Source organism: Aureimonas altamirensis (genome assembly GCF_001463885.1).
Classification (GTDB): Bacteria; Pseudomonadota; Alphaproteobacteria; order Rhizobiales; family Rhizobiaceae; genus Aureimonas; species Aureimonas altamirensis.
Genome location: NZ_BBWQ01000006.1, coordinates 26,743 through 42,862, shown reverse-complemented (window position 1 = coordinate 42,862; position 16,120 = coordinate 26,743). Strand labels below are relative to the sequence as shown.

At 64.1% G+C, this 16,120-nt stretch carries 15 protein-coding genes; 5 read left to right on the top strand and 10 right to left on the bottom strand.

Annotated elements, in window-relative coordinates:
- Nucleotides 1–21 precede the first annotated feature (21 nt).
- Together AUL31_RS04510 and AUL31_RS04505 are read left to right on the top strand one after the other, a co-directional pair.
- Entirely contained in the window at nucleotides 22–732 is a 711-nt protein-coding gene (locus AUL31_RS04510; RefSeq protein WP_060601965.1) for a DUF599 domain-containing protein, read from the top strand.
- A complete protein-coding gene (locus AUL31_RS04505) occupies nucleotides 729–1,016 on the top strand; it encodes a DUF3253 domain-containing protein (protein WP_073469016.1) in 288 nt (95 codons plus the stop codon). The genes AUL31_RS04510 and AUL31_RS04505 overlap by 4 nt, the downstream gene beginning before the upstream one ends.
- Here the strand turns inward: AUL31_RS04505 and AUL31_RS04500 are convergent.
- Nucleotides 1,002–1,793, bottom strand: coding sequence for a YdcF family protein (locus AUL31_RS04500; protein ID WP_060601961.1), 792 nt, complete (start codon nucleotides 1,791–1,793; stop codon nucleotides 1,002–1,004). The genes AUL31_RS04505 and AUL31_RS04500 overlap by 15 nt on opposite strands.
- A 141-nt stretch (nucleotides 1,794–1,934) precedes the next feature.
- On the opposite strand from AUL31_RS04500, the gene AUL31_RS04495 reads away from it, so the two are divergent.
- Nucleotides 1,935–2,897, top strand: a complete 963-nt coding sequence (locus AUL31_RS04495) for a heparan-alpha-glucosaminide N-acetyltransferase (protein WP_060602084.1) — start codon at nucleotides 1,935–1,937, stop codon at nucleotides 2,895–2,897.
- A gap of 7 nt (nucleotides 2,898–2,904) precedes the next feature.
- Here AUL31_RS04495 and AUL31_RS04490 read toward each other — a convergent pair whose 3' ends face one another.
- Nucleotides 2,905–3,297 (bottom strand): MerR family transcriptional regulator, encoded by a 393-nt coding sequence (locus AUL31_RS04490; RefSeq protein ID WP_039193646.1) that lies wholly within the window; start codon nucleotides 3,295–3,297, stop codon nucleotides 2,905–2,907.
- 68 nt (nucleotides 3,298–3,365) lie between these two features.
- The gene (mgtE, locus tag AUL31_RS04485) at nucleotides 3,366–4,769 is read right to left on the bottom strand and encodes a magnesium transporter (protein WP_060602079.1); all 1,404 of its coding nucleotides are present in this window, start codon (nucleotides 4,767–4,769) and stop codon (nucleotides 3,366–3,368) included.
- A 154-nt stretch (nucleotides 4,770–4,923) separates the two neighbouring features.
- On the opposite strand from mgtE, the gene AUL31_RS04480 reads away from it, so the two are divergent.
- Complete coding sequence (locus AUL31_RS04480) at nucleotides 4,924–5,577, top strand: precorrin-8X methylmutase (RefSeq protein ID WP_060601958.1); 654 nt, start codon at nucleotides 4,924–4,926, stop codon at nucleotides 5,575–5,577.
- Here AUL31_RS04480 and AUL31_RS04475 read toward each other — a convergent pair.
- Nucleotides 5,560–6,750: a CaiB/BaiF CoA transferase family protein gene (locus AUL31_RS04475; RefSeq protein WP_060601955.1), complete on the bottom strand. Its 1,191-nt coding sequence runs from the start codon at nucleotides 6,748–6,750 to the stop codon at nucleotides 5,560–5,562. The genes AUL31_RS04480 and AUL31_RS04475 overlap by 18 nt on opposite strands.
- A 360-nt stretch (nucleotides 6,751–7,110) precedes the next feature.
- Here AUL31_RS04475 and AUL31_RS04470 point away from each other — a divergent pair, with 360 nt between their 5' ends.
- Nucleotides 7,111–8,055 (top strand): crotonase/enoyl-CoA hydratase family protein, encoded by a 945-nt coding sequence (locus AUL31_RS04470; RefSeq protein WP_060601952.1) that lies wholly within the window; start codon nucleotides 7,111–7,113, stop codon nucleotides 8,053–8,055.
- A gap of 5 nt (nucleotides 8,056–8,060) precedes the next feature.
- Here AUL31_RS04470 and AUL31_RS04465 read toward each other — a convergent pair whose 3' ends face one another.
- From AUL31_RS04465 to AUL31_RS04440, 6 genes are all read right to left on the bottom strand, one after another.
- The gene (locus tag AUL31_RS04465) at nucleotides 8,061–10,601 is read right to left on the bottom strand and encodes a sensor histidine kinase (protein WP_060601949.1); all 2,541 of its coding nucleotides are present in this window, start codon (nucleotides 10,599–10,601) and stop codon (nucleotides 8,061–8,063) included.
- A 48-nt stretch (nucleotides 10,602–10,649) separates the two neighbouring features.
- Entirely contained in the window at nucleotides 10,650–12,800 is a 2,151-nt protein-coding gene (locus AUL31_RS04460) for a two-component system response regulator (protein ID WP_060602076.1), read from the bottom strand.
- A 145-nt stretch (nucleotides 12,801–12,945) separates the two neighbouring features.
- Nucleotides 12,946–14,121, bottom strand: coding sequence for a GGDEF domain-containing protein (locus tag AUL31_RS04455; RefSeq protein ID WP_060601946.1), 1,176 nt, complete (start codon nucleotides 14,119–14,121; stop codon nucleotides 12,946–12,948).
- 78 nt (nucleotides 14,122–14,199) lie between these two features.
- Nucleotides 14,200–14,757 carry a dual specificity protein phosphatase family protein gene (locus tag AUL31_RS04450; protein WP_060602073.1) on the bottom strand — a complete coding sequence of 186 codons (558 nt, stop codon included), beginning with the start codon at nucleotides 14,755–14,757 and terminating at the stop codon, nucleotides 14,200–14,202.
- A gap of 73 nt (nucleotides 14,758–14,830) precedes the next feature.
- On the bottom strand, nucleotides 14,831–15,415 hold the full coding sequence (locus AUL31_RS04445) for an NADPH-dependent FMN reductase (protein ID WP_060601943.1): 585 nt from the start codon (nucleotides 15,413–15,415) through the stop codon (nucleotides 14,831–14,833).
- 101 nt (nucleotides 15,416–15,516) lie between these two features.
- The gene (locus tag AUL31_RS04440) at nucleotides 15,517–16,116 is read right to left on the bottom strand and encodes a DAK2 domain-containing protein (RefSeq protein ID WP_060601940.1); all 600 of its coding nucleotides are present in this window, start codon (nucleotides 16,114–16,116) and stop codon (nucleotides 15,517–15,519) included.
- Between the last annotated feature and the right edge of the window lie 4 nt (nucleotides 16,117–16,120).

Here is a 16,120-nt window from a genome sequence, read left to right as displayed (position 1 = left end):
CGCAGAAGAAGGTATGCCCCGATGAGCTTCCTCGCGCCATTCGATACGCTCAACCAGATTGCCTTCCTGGTCTTCGTCGGGGGCTGGATCGTCTACAGCTACGTCGCCGACCGCAGCCCGATGAGCCGGCGCGGCCTGACGGCGCGCATGAACGAGCAACGATCGGTCTGGATGCAGACCCTGATGCGCCGCGACCTGCGGATGATCGATACGGCCATCATGGCCGGGTTGCAGCAGGGAACGGCGTTCTTCGCATCGAGCTGCATCTTTGCAATCGGCGGCTGCTTCGCCCTCATGGGGTCTGCGGAGCAGATCGCCGTCATCGCCCAGGACCTTCCCCTGTCCGGCCTGGCGGACCGCGCGCAGGTGGAGTTGAAGCTCTTGGGCGTCATGGCCATCTTCGCCCTTGCCTTCTTCCGGTTCGGCTGGGCCTACCGGCTGTTCAACTACTGCACCATACTCGTCGGTGCGATCCCCATGCGGATGGAAGCCGACGCCGACCCCGATGCGGCGGCAATGGCGCTGGAACGCGCCACGCGCATGAACGTCATTGCCGGCCGACACTTCAACACCGGGCTGCGTACCATTTTCTTCGGGGTCGCCTATCTCGGCTGGTTCCTGGGGCCCTATGTGCTGATCGCAACCACCATCGGCCTGACCATCATTCTGTTTCGCCGCCAGTACTTTTCCGATGCGCTCCGCGCCCTTGCACCTTCCGGACCCAACCATTGACCCAGCGCATCACCTCCCATTCCGATATCCGCGACACGATCCTGCGCATGCTGGACGAACGCGAGGCCCCCAAGACAGTCTGCCCGTCCGAAGTTGCCCGTGCGCTGGCGGGGTCGGATGAAAAGGTCTGGCGGCTGCTGATGCAGCCGGTGCGACGGGCGGTCGTGGAACTGGCCGGCGAAGGCCAGGTCGGCGTCTATCGCAAGGGACGTCCCGTCGATCCGCAGGACTTCAAGGGGATCTACCGTATCGGACGGCCGGACGGCGGGTCAGGCGCGCGGTAGCAGCGCGTCGGTGCGCCCGGACAGCCAGTAGGCCGCAAGCCCGATATATTCGCGAATGGCGAAATGCACCTTCTCGACGTTGCGGATGTTGGCAGCCGATGGCCGCCACACCGCCGCACCCGTGGGCGTGCGATAATCCACCGGCCAGGGGACCACGTCGAAGCCGGCCACCCGGAAGCAGCCGACGGCACGCGGCATGTGGAAGGCGGAGGTAACCAGAAGCCAGACCTCTCCGGGCTGCGGCTCGGCCATCTGCCGGGTCTGCACGGCATTCTCGTACGTATCGCGCGAGCGGTCCTCCAGCTCGATCCGGCCAGGCTCCAGCCCAAGGCTTTCCATCAGCCGGCCGGCAACACCCGCCTCGCTGATATCGTCGGCGAAGACGCTTGCATTGCCGCCAGAAAAGATCACCCGGGCCTGCGGAAAGCGCCGTGCCAGGGCAACGCCCTCGGTGACCCGGTCTGCCGCGTCGTTCAACTCGGGTTCACCGCGCGAGCCCGAGACGCGGGTGTCCAGTGCGCCGCCGAGAATGATGATCCCGTCCACCCGTTCGGGCAGCGGTGGCCGCGGGATACGGTCTTCCAGCCCGTTCATCATCAATAGCCCGAGCGGCGAGAGCCCGATCACCAGCAGCGATGCAAGACCGACGCCTGTCAGCCAGGCCGACAGCTTGCGCCAGCCGACGAGCCCCGCAACCAACCCGAAGGCGATCAGGATCATCACGAGCGACAGCGGCTGAACGACGAACCAGAAAATCTTGGACAGATAAAAGAACATGCTTCGCCAGAAACCACCGCTTGAGGAACGATGCCCCGTCTACCACGCAAGCCTGTCGCGAACGTGGTCGGCTACCCCGGACCGGGCTTGCGGAAAGGCCGGAAAGGTTACAAACAGCCTGTGGCAAAGCGAGGAATGGCGATGACGGCAACAGCGGGCAGGAAACGAGGCCGCATCGAGGTGCTGGACCTGTTGCGCGGCATCGCCCTGATCGCCATGGCGGTCTATCACTTCACCTGGGATCTCGAATTCTTCGGCTACATCGCACGCGGAACGGCGAACAGCGGTGGCTGGCGTCTGTTCGCCCGCGGGATCGCATCGAGTTTCCTGTTCCTCGTGGGTCTTTCGCTGGTGCTGGCGCATCTGCGCGGCATCCGGTGGCAGCCTTTCCTGACGCGGCTGGCGCAGATCGCTGCCGGTGCGACGGCGATCACGGTCGCGACGCTTCTGTTCACGCCCGGCAGCTTCGTGTTTTTCGGCATCCTGCACCAGATCGCCGTCGGCAGCCTGATCGGCCTTGCCTTCGTCCGCCGCTCGACATGGCTGGCGGTGGCCGCCGGCATTCTGGTGATCGCGTTGCCCAACCTCTACACGACCGCCGCGATGAACCCGCGATATCTGGCCTGGATCGGCTTTGCCGCACAGGAGCCGATGTCCAACGACATCGTGCCGATCTTTCCCTGGACGGGCATCATCCTTCTGGGCATCGGCTGCGGCCTCTGGCTGGCACGAAACGAAGGCTGGCTGAAGCTGAAGATGCTCAACCCGGCAATCCTGTCCACGCCGCTGACGGCCCCGCTCCGCTTCATCGGCAGTCATTCGCTGGCCTTCTACCTGATCCACCAGCCGGTCAACATTGCGGTGATCGCGGCGTGGTCCTACGTGATGCCGCCGGACCTGACAGGCGTCTTCCGGCAAGAATGCATCGCCGCCTGCACCGCGCAGCAGCCGGAGCAGATTTGCGAAAGCTATTGCGGCTGCGTCGAAACCGAACTCTCCGATGCCGGCCTTATGGAGCCCTATCTGGCAAACCGGTTGACGGAAGATCAGACCGGCGATTTCCAGGACAAGATCTCCATGTGCACGATGCGCACCCTGCCCTGATGCGTCATCAGCCGTTGGGGGCGATACCCAGCTCGGCCATCCGGGTCAGGCAGGCCTCTTCCGCCTGATCCAGCTCGGCCAGAAGCTCCTGGATATCGCGGCGCTTCTGCTCCAGCTCGGCGCGGCGCTCGTTGATGCGCCGCACGATGGCACGCAATTGCCCGGACTCCCCGGGCGGAGAGCGATACATTCCGATGATCTCGCGGATCTCAGCAATCGAAAAGCCCAGCCGCTTGCCGCGCAGAACGTTTTTCAGGAGCTGCCGGTCCGAATGGCGGAACAGGCGCGTCCGACCGCGCCGGATGGGCGACAGGAGCCCCTCATCCTCGTAGAAGCGGATCGTACGCGTGGAGATGTCGAACTCGCGCGTCAGCTCGGTGATGGTGTAGTAATCGCGCATCGAACTCTCCAGCGTAATCCTGGGTTCTTTCTTATCAGATTTACGTAAAAGTCAATTACCGCCACGCATCAGCGCGCCAGTCCGAACCACCACGAGGCCAGCCCCAGAAAGCCGAAGAAACCCACGACGTCGGTGACCGCCGTCACGAAGACGGCGGAGGCGATTGCGGGGTCTGCACCGGCGCGGTTCAGAAGCAGCGGGATCAAGATGCCGGCCAGCGCCGCGGCCAGCATGTTGATGATCATGGCGACCGCGATGACTATGCCGAGGCTCGTCTCTCCGAACCACAGCGTGACGACCAGCCCGATCAGGAAGGCGATCACCGTGCCGTTCAGAAGGCCAACAAGCACCTCGCGCCGCAGGATGCGCCCGGAATTATGAATGTTAATGTCGCGGGTGGCGATGGCGCGCACGGTCACCGTCATGGTCTGTGCCGCCGCGTTTCCGCCCATCGAGGCGACGATCGGCATCAGCGCGGCCAGCGCCACCATCTGCTGGATGGTCCCGTCGAAAAGCCCGATGACGGATGCCGCCAGAAAGGCCGTGAACAGGTTGACGAACAGCCAGGCGAAGCGCGAGCGCGCCGCCGTCAGGACGGTGTCGGATATCTCTTCGTCGCCGACGCCGCCGAGGCGACGGAAATCTTCTTCCGCTTCTTCCTGGATCACGTCGACGATATCGTCGATCGTCAGCACCCCGACAAGCGTTTCGTTTTCGTCCACCACGGCAGCCGACAGAAGATCGTACTGCTCGAAGATCTGCGCGGCCTCTTCCTGGTCCATTACGGCCGGGATGGCGTGGCGCGTCGGATGCATGATGGATTCGATCTTCTCGGGCCGCTTGGCCCGGAGGATCTCATGCAGCGCCACCGCCCCGCGCAGCTTGAACGAGGGGTCCACCACGAAGACCTCGGAAAAGGTCTCGGGCAGATCGTCGTCTTCGCGCACGTAGTCTATGGTCTGGCCGACGGTCCAGAAGGGCGGCACCGCGACGAACTCGGTCTGCATGCGGCGACCGGCGGATTCTTCCGGATACTCCAGCGCCCGGCGAAGGCGAAGCCTTTCGCGGAAGGGCAGCCGCCTGAGGATCTCGTCGCGGTCCTGCGCGTCCAGATCCTCCAGGATGTAGACGGCATCGTCCGATGCGAGCTCCGATACCGCGACGGCGACCTGCTCGGGCGGCATGGCGTGGATCATCTCGAGGCGGATGGCCTCGTCCACCTCGGTCAGCGCGGTATAGTCGAAATCCTCGCCCATCAGGCGAACCAGGGCCTGGCGCTGCTCCGTCGTCAGATAGCCGAGGACTTCGCCGAGTTCGGTCTCGTGCAGGCCGCCGATGGCTTCGCGCAGCTCGAACGCGTCGTCCCTGGCCAGCGCCTCGCGGACGCGGTCCATGAACGATTGGAGCATGTTGCCCTCGTCGTCGTAGATGCCGGATGCCGCCGGGGTTTCAACCTCGGGGATTTCGTTCATGTCGCCTTCGGCCAACGGCACCCCCTGTGAAACGAACCGGACAAGCACGCACCTACATTTCCGCACCGCATGTTGCACCCCTTAATCACGCGGTTTACCCCATGCGGAGACGAAGAATGCCCCGGCGACGCGGCACTGCAACACATGGCGGACCATGAGCGGTTTCATAGAGCGGCCCTACGACTATCTGCGCAATCCGGAGGCGATCTATGCCAGATCCTTCGAAACCATCCGGATGGAAGCGGACCTGTCGCGCTTCACCGCCGAAGAGGCCGATGTCGCCACCCGCATCATCCACGCCTGCGGCATGGTGGATATCGCTGCGGACGTAGGTTTCACCCCCGGCGCGGTCGCTGCCGGCATGCAGGCGATGCGGGCCGGACGAGCCATCCTGTGCGATGTCCAAATGGTGGCGCGTGGCATCATCCAGAGGCTGCTGCCGCCGGGCGTGGACATTGCCTGCACCCTCGACGATGCCGGGGTGGCCGACCACGCCCAGGCCCTGCAGACCACGCGCAGCGCCGCTGCGGTGGACCTGTGGGCCAACCGCATCGACGGCGCCATCCTGGTATTCGGCAATGCCCCCACGGCACTCTTCCGGCTGCTGGAATGCGTGTCGCAGGCAGGCGCGCAACCGGCGCTGGTGGTCGGCATGCCGGTCGGCTTCGTGGGCGCAGTGGAATCCAAGCAGGCCCTGGCCGAGCGCCATGAGCTGGCATCCATCATCGTTCACGGGCGACGGGGCGGCAGCGCCATGGCCGCCGCAACCGTCAACGCCATCGCCATCCTGTCACGCGCCGCCTCGTGACGCGGCATCCATGCCGATTTCGGCCAGTATCTCCTGCGTGTGCTGCCCCAGCCTCGGCGATGGCCGCGACAGGGCCAGCTCCGCGTCGGAAAAGCGGATCGGGGTCCTGACGCCGGGTACGGAGCCACCGAGCGCGGCATCCTCCGCCATGTCGATGCGCATGCCACGCGCCACAATCTGCGGATCTGCGAAGACATCGGATACGCTGTTGATCGGCCCGGCCGGAACCCCGGCGGCCTCCATCATGGCCAGGAAGTCGTCGCGCCCGTGGGCGGCGATCAAGGGCGCCAGAAGCGCGGTAAGCCGGTCCCGCTGTCCGACACGAGCGGCATTGGTGGCAAAGTCCGGCTGTGCGGCAAGGCCGGATTGCCCCAGCGCTTCACACAATCTTGCGAACTGACCGTCGTTGCCGACGGCAAGGATGATGTGGCCGTCGGCGACGGCGAAGACCTGATAGGGCGCTATGTTGGGATGGGCATTGCCCATGCGATGCGGGCTGGCCCCCGAGACCAGATAGTTGAGCGCCTGGTTGGCCAGAACGCCTGTCATGCAGTCCAGAAGGGCCATGTCGATATGCTGCCCCCTGCCCGTCCGCTCCCGCTGGGCAAGGGCTGCCTGGATGGCGATGACGCCGTAGAGCCCGGTAAAGATATCGGCGAAGGCGACGCCGACCTTCTGCGGCTCGCCCTGCGGATCGCCGGTCAGGTCCATGATGCCGCCAAGCCCCTGCACGATGTAATCGTAGCCGGCGCGGTGCGCATAAGGCCCATCCTGGCCGAAGCCGGTGATGGAGCAGTAGACGAGCCGGGGGTTCAGCGCCGAGAGGCTTTCATAGTCGAGGCCGTACTTCTTGAGGCCGCCCAGCTTGAAGTTTTCGATGACGACATCTGCGTCGGCCGCCAGGCGGCGGGCGGCATCGCGCCCATGCTCCGTCGAAAAGTCGAGTACGATCGACCGTTTTCCACGGTTGCAGGCATGAAAATATGCCGCGCTGAGGTGGTCGCCATCGATACCGGGCACGAATGGCGGGCCCCAGCTTCGCGTGTCGTCGCCGCCCGGCGCCTCGACCTTGACGACGTCCGCGCCTAGGTCGGCCAGCGTCTGGCCGATCCAGGGCCCAGCGAGAATCCTGGCAAATTCGACGACCCGAAGGCCGGCAACCGGTGCTTGCATCGCGTGCCCAATCCCAAAATCGTTTCGGCGGCCCCGGTGTGACACGGCGCCGAATATGGGACAAGCGCAACGAATCAATTGCAAGTTTTTGTTTACAGGATAACTGTTTTGTCCTTCGGAGGACCATGGTCGTCCGTCTGTCATACCAGCGCGCCAGGAAGGCATGCAGCCTGTCCCGGCGGCGGCAAGAAATCGATCATCCAGAGTCGTTCGACAGCAGGATCAAAAGAAGTGACTCAGTTGCAACTATTTGTGGTCCGAAGGGCATTGATGCACTTCCGCGTTACAACACAATAAGGGCGGTGTACTATCGTCCGGACAAGTCCCAGCACATCCTCCCATCGCACCAGGAGCCTCCCGATGACCTTCCAGTTCTTGAACCCTTCCCAGACCTCCCTGCTCTCCACGGCCGGCATCGGCCTGCAGGACCGCGACGCATGGACGCCGCTTTACTCCGATGTCGATCTTTCGCTCGACCGCGATGCCGGCATCTACTGGTGTCACCTGCAGCCGCAATCCCGGCCCAGCGTCACGCCGGAGCTGCTTCGGGACGTAACATCGATGCAGTCTTTCCTGCGCAACCGCATGGCGCAGACGCCCGAAAATGAGCTGCCATTCAAGTATTTCGTTGTCGCCTCGCGGTCCACGGGCATCTTCAACCTCGGCGGCGACCTGCGCCTCTTCGCCGATGCCGTCCGCAAGGGCCACAAGCTTCTACTCCAGAAGTATGCCCATTCCTGCGTCGACATTGTCTGGAACAACGTGGTCAGCTACGACCAGCCGGTCGTCACCATGGCGCTCGTGCAGGGTGATGCGCTGGGCGGCGGCTTCGAGACGGCCTTGTCATGCAACGTCATCGTGGCCGAGCGCAGCGCCCGTTTCGGCCTGCCGGAGGTGCTGTTCAACCTGTTCCCCGGCATGGGCGCCTATAGCCTGATCGCGCGCCGCATCTGTGCCGTCGAAGCCGAGCGCATGATCCTCAGCGGCCGTATCTACACCGCGGAAGAGCTGCACCGCATCGGGCTTGTCGACGTTCTGGCGGAAGACGGAGAAGGCGAAGCGGCGTTGCGCGCATGGTGCGCACGGCAGTCGCGCAGCCACAACGCCATGCAGGCGGTGTTCCGCACCCGCAACCGGGTTGCCGGCATCTCCCTGCAGGAGCTGCGCGATGTCGTCGACATCTGGGTCGATGCCGCGATGCGCCTTGCGCCGTCCGACCTGAAGAAGATGGAGCGCCTTGCAGCCGCCCAGGATCGTCGCTGCAACATAGGCCGCGAGCAGGACGCGCTGATCGCCGCTGAATGAGGCCGTCAGGCGCCCTGATCGCGGTCGGAGATCAGAAGCGGACGACGCGCATGCTGACGCAACAGGATCGAGCGGGCGGTTTCAAACTCCTGCTCGATCCTTTCCACGACGGCGGGCCCGGCCTTGACCAGTTCCTGCGACGATTGGGGACGCCAGCTCCGGCACGATTCCGCCACCCGGAGCACACCGATATTGCCCGCGCCGCTTTGAAGCGCGTGCGCCTTTTCCGCATAGCCGGCGACATCGCCCGCCGCGACAACCTCCCGAAGCTCCAGCAGCAGAGCGCTGCCGTCGGTCAGGAAGTCGGATATGACCGCCGCAACGAAGGCCGGGCCACCTAGGGTCTCCAGGTTCTTAAGCATTGCGGTGTCGACATGCTGGTCGCCTTCGCCGGCGCGTGCCGACGGCACCTCCGTCTCGCTTACCAGCTTCAGGTCCGCCACGGGCCGTCGATCCGCGTCCAAAGCGGCACCGTCGCCGTGCTCGGCAAACAGAAGATCGATCTTGTCGAGCAGGGTGGGCCCGTTGACGGGCTTTGTCAGACAGGCGTCCATGCCGGCTTCCACTGCCCGGTCGCTTGCCGCCTTCGTTGCGTCGGCCGTCAGGCCGACAATCGGCAGATGCGGCCGGCCAAGCGACATCATGCGAAACAGCTTGGTGGATTCCACGCCGTCCATGCCCGGCATGTTCAGGTCCATCAGCACAAAATCGATGCCGCCCGCCTCCATGGCGTCGAGGGCCGCTTCGCCATCGACGACCACCCTGACGTAGTGCCCGCCCGCCTCGAGAATCCGGCTGATGACCTTCTGGTTGACGCGGTTGTCGTCGGCCAGAAGTATGCGGAGGCCCTTCTCGCGGCGCACGATGGTGGAATGGCTGCCCGATGCGGCTTCCGTAGCGCGCCTGATCAGTCGCATTGCCTGCATGAGATCCTCCCTGAACCGCTCCTCGCCGACGATGCAGGGAACGACGCGTCTGATAGACGCCGCCGGAAGCCCGTTGGGCCGGCGCGTCAAGCCGAATATGCCTGTCGGAGCGGCTGTCCTCAGATGGGCCACGAACTGCGCCGGGTCGGCGTCCTCCGGCCAGCCGGTCTCCACCTCAACCAGCAGCACCACGCGATGCCGGATCTCATCCGGGGCCGGCAGCACGATCTGCGTCACCGCCTGCTCTACCGTCCCGGCAATTACGGCAATTCCGCTGTTGCGCTGTATCACGGGCGGTACGACGCCGCCATAGACATCCGACGGATCGAGAAGGATCACCTTCGTCTCGGCCAGAAGCGAACCTGTGGGCGCTTCCGCTTCGCTCGCCTTGCGCACGGGAATGCGCACCCGGAACAGGCTGCCCTTGCCCGGGGTGCTGCTAACCTCGATATCGCCGCGCTGCAGCTCCACCAGTTCCCGCACGATGGCAAGGCCCAGCCCGGTCCCTCCGAAGCGATTGAGAATGGTGGCGTTGGCCTGCGTGAACCGCTTGAAGATGACTTCCTGCTCGTCATCGGTCATGCCGATGCCGGTATCCTCCACCTCGAACACCAGCGACGGAGCGCCCTTGCCCTCGACATAGTCGACCGACAGGGTCACCGACCCGGTCTCGGTGAACTTGATGGCATTGCCGACGAGGTTGATGAGAACCTCGCGCATGCGCCGCTCGTCGGCGGTCAGCAGCGATGGCGTGCGTGCGGTCGCGAACAGATGAAACTCGATGTCTTTTGCCCGCGCCTGCACGGCGCCGACATCGCGCACCCCGGCCAGAAGGTCCAGCGGGTCGAAGGTGACGGGCGTCAGCTGTAGCCGGCCGGATTCGATGCTGGACAGATCGAGAAGATCGTTGATCTGCGACAGGAGCGCACTGGAGGCGACCCGGATCGTGTCCACCATGTCGCGTTGATCGCGCCGGAGCGTGGTATCCACCAGGAGGTCCGTCGACCCCATGATGGCGTTGAGCGGCGTGCGCAATTCGTGGCTGACGCTGGTCAGGAAGGCGGATTTTGCCCGGTTTGCCTGCTCGGCGGCTTCCTTGGCGCGTGACAGGCTGCGGATCAGCGTTGCGGCGTAGAGGGGCAGGATGACGATGCCGCCGAGAAGGCCACCCGACAGAAGCGGCTGGCTCTGCCAGTAAGGCGAGGTCAGGATGACCGTCAGAAAGCCGAGCGTACCGGCCACCGTTGCGGAATAGAGATAGCCCTCGCCATAACGGAAGCCGTTGCCGAGGATGATCCAGTAATAGAACGGGTAGAGAATGGCGACGGAGCCCTGCCCGATGGCGAGGCCGCAGGACAGGAGCACCAGGTCGACGGCCATCGCGACGATGCGCCGGACATTGGATACTTCCGGCCGCCATATCAGATGCGCCAGAAGGATCATGGCCGAGACAAGGTAAAGCACGGAGATCAGACGCGCGGCGAAGGCGGTTTCGCCGTGTGGCATGAAGAACAGCGTGAAGATCAGGATTGCCAGAGAGATGCCGGCACGATTGAGCGTGATCTCGTGCTCGCGATCTGGGCGCCTGCGAAACCAGGCCGCCCATTCTTTGATAATCACACTCAAAGCTCGTTCTGATCCGCCGTTAAGCCGTTCTACTTTGTTTTTTTATGCGGCGTTGCCGACTGCCTGCCTGTTGTCGAGCAGCGCCTTCAGGCAGGCGTCGGCTGCCACCGGACGCCCGAGATAGAAACCCTGCACCAGTTCGCATCCTTCATCCGCGAGGAAGGCGAGTTGCTCGGCGGTTTCGACACCTTCGGCAACCACCTGCAGCTTCAGGCCATGAGCCAGCCGGATGATCGCACGCACGATGGCGGCGTCCGCCTCGCTGCCCGGGATGGCCTCCAGAAACCCGCGATCGATCTTGATCGCGTCGATGGGCAGCATCTTGACCCGCAGCAGCGAGGAATACCCCGTTCCGAAATCGTCGAGGGTCAGCCGGATGCCCATGTTGTGCAGCACCGCCAAGCGCGGAGACGGGTTCTGGACCGGATCGAAGAAGGTGTTCTCCGTCAGTTCCAGTTCCAGATTGGCCGATGGCAGGCCGGTGTCGGCCAGCACGCGCGACACCATCTTCGGAATGTCGTCGTAATTGAACTGCACCGGCGCCAAATTGACGGCCATGGTGAGGCTTTCGAAGCCCATGGTGCGCCACTCCTGCGCCTGGCGGCACGCCTCGCGCAGGACCCAGTCGGAGATGGGCGCGATCAACCCCGTCTCTTCGGCGACGCTCAGGAATTCGGCCGGCGACAAAAGCCCGCGCTGCGGATGCTGCCAGCGGATTAGCGCCTCCACGCCGGCGATGCGGCGCGAGGCGATATCCACCTGCGGCTGGTAATGCAGCACGAACTCTCCACGCGCCAGCGCATCGCGCATGGCGGCCTCGAGCAGGGAGGATTCCTTGATGCGGGCCCGCAAATCGGCGGCGAAGACGCTGTATCGGTTACGGCCTTCGGATTTGGCCTGATACATGGCCAGATCGGCATTCTTGAGAATTTCGTTCACGTCCTGCCCATGCGGGCCGATGAGCGCAATGCCGAGGCTTGCCGTGGCGTTGACCCGGTGGCGGGCGACATCGATCGGATCGGACAGGGTGGAGACGATGCGGCGGGCCAGCGCTTCCGCCTCCGACACGTCGGTGATCCCCTCCTGCAGGAAGGCGAACTCGTCGCCGCCGAGGCGGGACAAGGTCGTGTTTTCGTCGATCAGCAGCTTCAGCCTCTGGGCGATAGACTGCAGGAGCTGGTCGCCGACATAATGGCCGAGCGTATCGTTGACGGTCTTGAAGCGGTCGATATCCAGAAGGTGCAGCGCATGCATGCGCCCCGGCCGCGCCGGCTCCAGCAGCAGCGACTGGACGCGGTTCGATAGATAGGTCCGGTTGGGCAGGCCGGTGAGCCCGTCATGAAGGGCCAGCTCCCGCAGCCGCTCATGCGCCATCTTCTGCTCGCTGACGTCCAGCGATGAGGTCAGGACGCCGACGACCTTGCTGTTGGCGTCCATCAGCGGCGACTTCGTCGTCAGGAAGTAGCGCTCGCTCCCTTCGGGAGATTGGATCGCTTCCTCGTAGGCAGGGTGCGGCAGGCCGCGCGTCAGCACGCTGCGCTCCACCTGCCGAAGCCGTGTCACGTCGGTGCCTGCCAGCAGCGTTTCGGCAGGAAGGCCGACGCAGGCGGCCGGATCGCGGCCGGAATAGACGGCAAACATCGCATTCACGAAGACGCATCGGCCATCGCGGTCGGTGGCGCTGATCAGCGCCGGCACCGTATCGATGACCTGCGCCAGTTGCTCGCGGCTGTCGCGCACGGCAATCTGGCGGAAATACTCGGAATCCAGCAGACGGCGCTCCAGCGCCTGCGCCTTCAGCTTGACGCTCTGCTGCTGGCGGCGGAACTTCAGGAAATTGCGTGCCCGGCTGACGAATTCTTCGTGGTTGACGGGCGTCTGCAGGAAGTCCGTCGCGCCGGCCTCGAGGGCCATGAGGCGGAAGCTGAGATCTTCGTAGGCCGTCAGCACGATGATGGGAACGTCGGCGGAATTGGGCATGTCGCGAAGGCGACGGGTTAGCTGCGCACCGTCCATGCCCGGCATCTTGTAGTCCGTGATGATGAGGTCCGGCTCGCCTTCTTCGAGCCAGTCGAGCATCCGGAACGGACTTGCAAAGGTTTTGACGTTGACGTCCTCGCCCGCGAGCTTCGACAGGCGAGAGTATATCCTTTGGTTGCTGCCTTGATCATCAACAACGACTATCAATGACATGAGTGCGAACGCCTTGTTTAACCGCTCCGACATCCGGAGTGCTGTTTCGGCACCGGTAAACGGGCCAAGTAAAAACTTACTTTACCGTTTCGGCCAAAGGAAGGAAAATGGAATTACAATCGGCACGGCACGCTGCCAAAAGGTCTTATACAGGGTCCGCAGCCCGCGTAAACTTGCCCTTGCCGCTTCTCTTGGCCGCATAGAGCGCGCTGTCGGCGGCCCGCAGCAGTGGCTTCAGCTCGACCCGCCCGGCTGCATCTGGCTCGGCGAACGCAATGCCGATGCTGACGCCGATGGAGTCGATGTCGATGCCCGCAATCTCGTAGGGGGCCTGCAGATCCTGCATCAGGCGCACGGCCACCCTTTCGGCCGATGCCGCGTCGTCGCACAGGCAGACGAAGACGAACTCGTCGCCCCCTATGCGCGCCGCTCCCGCTTCGGCGGAACAATGGTCCTGGAGCCGGTCCGCGGCAGCGCTCAAGACGGCGTCGCCGACATCGTGGCCGTAGCCGTCATTGACCGCCTTGAAGCCGTCGAGGTCCATGTACATGAAGGCGACCAGCCGTCCGGACGCCTGCGCCCGGGTGGCGATACGACGCAGTTCGGCAGCAAGCCCTACCCGGTTGAGAAGGCCCGTCAGCGCGTCGTGGCTGGATAGAAGCGCGTGCTGGCGCTCGGCCATCATGGTGGTGACGAGAGTGGATTTCAGCACATAGGCGGCGCGGCACATGCTGAAGATATAGAAGGGTATCTGCACCAGCCCGAGCAGCAGCAGCGGCTCTCCGGTAAAGGGCAGCGCAAAGCAGGCGGGGCCGAAGGCCAGCACCATCATGGCCGAGGCCAGGCGCGGCGTGCCGAAATTGCGGATGCAGATACCGCCGATCATGGCGGCCGACGACATCATCGCCATGGTGGAGGCGACCCAATCGCCGGACAGGAGGCATATGAAGCTGCCGTAGCCGACGCCGGCCGCCCAGGCGAGCGCCAGCATGATCATGCCGTCGGTATTGGTGTCGCGGCCAAGCTGCGCCATCCGCCTGGAGCGGACCAGCAGATAGACACGGGCCAGACAGATGACGATCTCGAGGCCGACCCAGACATAGAAGCGTGGCGCATCGATGCGGATTGCGATGAACGCGGCTACGAGAATGGTGTTGACCACACCGCCCAGGAAGATGGGGATGGTGCCGAAGAGGCCGCCCAGAAGCCGGCCTTTGACGTCCAGGGGTGCATCTTCCGAAATATGGCCAAGCCAGCGGCCCAACGCCGTCTTCGGAAGGGAGTAGCCCTTGAAGGCAGTCGAGGCCCGATGGTTCTTCAAGCGGCTCCCCAATCCAGCGTTAGCCACCTATTCATACTGCAATCGGAGCTTGTCTACCAACCGGTAACAAACGGATCGTCAGAAACCGATGGTTTCCTCGAACTTGTCCCACGAGCTGTACATCTCGTAGCGACCGATCCCCGGGATGGGGACATGCCCGTAAAAAGGCGAAAGCTGGAACTCGGAGAACAACTCGCTTCTGCCGGCGACGGCACCGACATAGACCGCCGAGGCCAGCCCGGTGCGGTTGGCACCATGCTCGCAGTGGATCAGCACCGGCTTTTCGGCATCCCGCATGATGGCAGCCAGTTGCTGCAACCTGTCGACGGGCACTTCCTGCGCCGAGCTCATCGGGAAATCGACCATCCGGACGCCGTTGCGCGCAGCCGCCGAACCGGCCTCCGCGTACCAGCTTCCATGCGCCTCGTCGCGCAGGTTGATGATGGTGCGCACGCCATGAACGCGCACCATCTCGTCTATGTCCTCCCCGTCCGGCTGGGCCGAACGGTAGAGTTGCCCCGGCAGCACCTCGTGGAAGTTGCCGGTCATCTGTCCGAGCGCCATGTGGATGCCCGTGACGGCAGGTATGGCCAGCACCGCAAGAGTTGCGATGGTTATCCGTCTACGCTTGGCCATGAAACATCCCTGATACTCGAACATGCAGTCGGCGCACCCTGCCGCCGCATTCCGGCGATTATCGGGCCGGCGATTATCGTGCCGGGCCGGCCTGATCCTGCGTCTTGCGCTCGGATGTCCGCTCGATCCAGGCGGAGAAACGGTCCACCCAGGCGGTCAGGAAATTGCGCGTCGAGGCGTCCACCACCGAGCCTTCGGCGTCGAACAGCTCCGGCTTGTAGGTGAAGTACACTTCCGGCTGCCCCATCAGGACCGTGTCCACGACCGTCAGAAGGCCCTTCAGCGAGTTCTGCGCAGCCGCCGTGCCGGTGGCTCCGGGCGTGGTGCCGATGACGGCCGAGGGCTTCGCGCTCCAAGAATTCTTGCCGTAGGGCCGCGATGCCCAGTCGATCACGTTCTTGATGGCGGGCGTGTAGGCACGGTTATACTCGGGCGTGACGAACAGCACGGCGTCGGCAGCCTCGATCTCGGCCTTCACGCGCGCAACCGAAGCGGGCACCCCATCGGCCATCAGGTCGTCATTGTAGAGGGGCAGGTCGCCGATCTCGACGAAGTGAAACTCGAGCTTGCCGGAGGCGAGCCGGGCGATGCTTTCCGCAAACTTGCGATTGATGGATTCCTTGCGCAGGGATCCGTTGAAAACTGCAACGCGCTTCATGTCCGCTCCTTGGGAAGAGTCATCTACCGGGGGTGTTGACGCCACAGGCGTGGTCCGTCAATCGATGCCTTGGCGACACTGCGTCTTTCCACAATGAACAGTCAGTATAAGCCGCGCACGATATGCAGCAGCGCAAGCTGCCCGGGATCGTCCAGCATGGCGCTCTTTTCAGCAAACATGCGCGCGCGCCCCAGCTTGCAAGGCCGCCCCTTGAACGCCTGCAGGGTGGCCTCCACCGCTTCCACCGCCTGGCGCCGCATGCCGCCACCGTCCATGCCTTTAAGTGCCGAGGCGATGGCATCCAGGCCATCGAGCACGGTCTTGTCGCCCAGTTGCCCCTTGCCGCGCGCCATCATCGCATCGCGCGCGGCGGCGACCAGTTCAGGCACCTCTTCGGCGGCGATATCGCTCCGCCCTTTCGTTGCCTTGGCCGCCGCCATGAAGCCGGTGGCGACCAAAGTGCCGTAGGACGAAGAGGAAACCCGCTGGAATGCCTTGGCGCATTCCAGGAAGGCCAGGCCGATATCGTCCGGCAGATCCGCCGCAGCCGCAGCCGCGAAGCCTTTCGAGACGGTGATGCCAAGGTCTCCGTCACCCAGCGCGCCGTCGGCCGCATTCAGCTCCGGCGCCGCGGCCTCGGCGGCGGCGGCAACCCGGACAAGCGCGCCGTGCAGCGCGGCGGTATCGATTCGATCGCTCATCGGT

Coding starts and splice junctions, on each gene's coding strand:
- AUL31_RS04475 (WP_060601955.1), bottom strand. CDS start 6,750: ATGCAAGCACCGGTTGCCGGCCTTCGGGTCGTCGAATTTGCCAGGATT.
- AUL31_RS04460 (WP_060602076.1), bottom strand. CDS start 12,800: ATGTCATTGATAGTCGTTGTTGATGATCAAGGCAGCAACCAAAGGATA.
- AUL31_RS04490 (WP_039193646.1), bottom strand. CDS start 3,297: ATGCGCGATTACTACACCATCACCGAGCTGACGCGCGAGTTCGACATC.
- AUL31_RS04480 (WP_060601958.1), top strand. CDS start 4,924: ATGAGCGGTTTCATAGAGCGGCCCTACGACTATCTGCGCAATCCGGAG.
- mgtE (WP_060602079.1), bottom strand. CDS start 4,769: ATGAACGAAATCCCCGAGGTTGAAACCCCGGCGGCATCCGGCATCTAC.
- AUL31_RS04470 (WP_060601952.1), top strand. CDS start 7,111: ATGACCTTCCAGTTCTTGAACCCTTCCCAGACCTCCCTGCTCTCCACG.
- AUL31_RS04495 (WP_060602084.1), top strand. CDS start 1,935: ATGACGGCAACAGCGGGCAGGAAACGAGGCCGCATCGAGGTGCTGGAC.
- AUL31_RS04440 (WP_060601940.1), bottom strand. CDS start 16,116: ATGAGCGATCGAATCGATACCGCCGCGCTGCACGGCGCGCTTGTCCGG.
- AUL31_RS04510 (WP_060601965.1), top strand. CDS start 22: ATGAGCTTCCTCGCGCCATTCGATACGCTCAACCAGATTGCCTTCCTG.
- AUL31_RS04445 (WP_060601943.1), bottom strand. CDS start 15,415: ATGAAGCGCGTTGCAGTTTTCAACGGATCCCTGCGCAAGGAATCCATC.
- AUL31_RS04450 (WP_060602073.1), bottom strand. CDS start 14,757: ATGGCCAAGCGTAGACGGATAACCATCGCAACTCTTGCGGTGCTGGCC.
- AUL31_RS04500 (WP_060601961.1), bottom strand. CDS start 1,793: ATGTTCTTTTATCTGTCCAAGATTTTCTGGTTCGTCGTTCAGCCGCTG.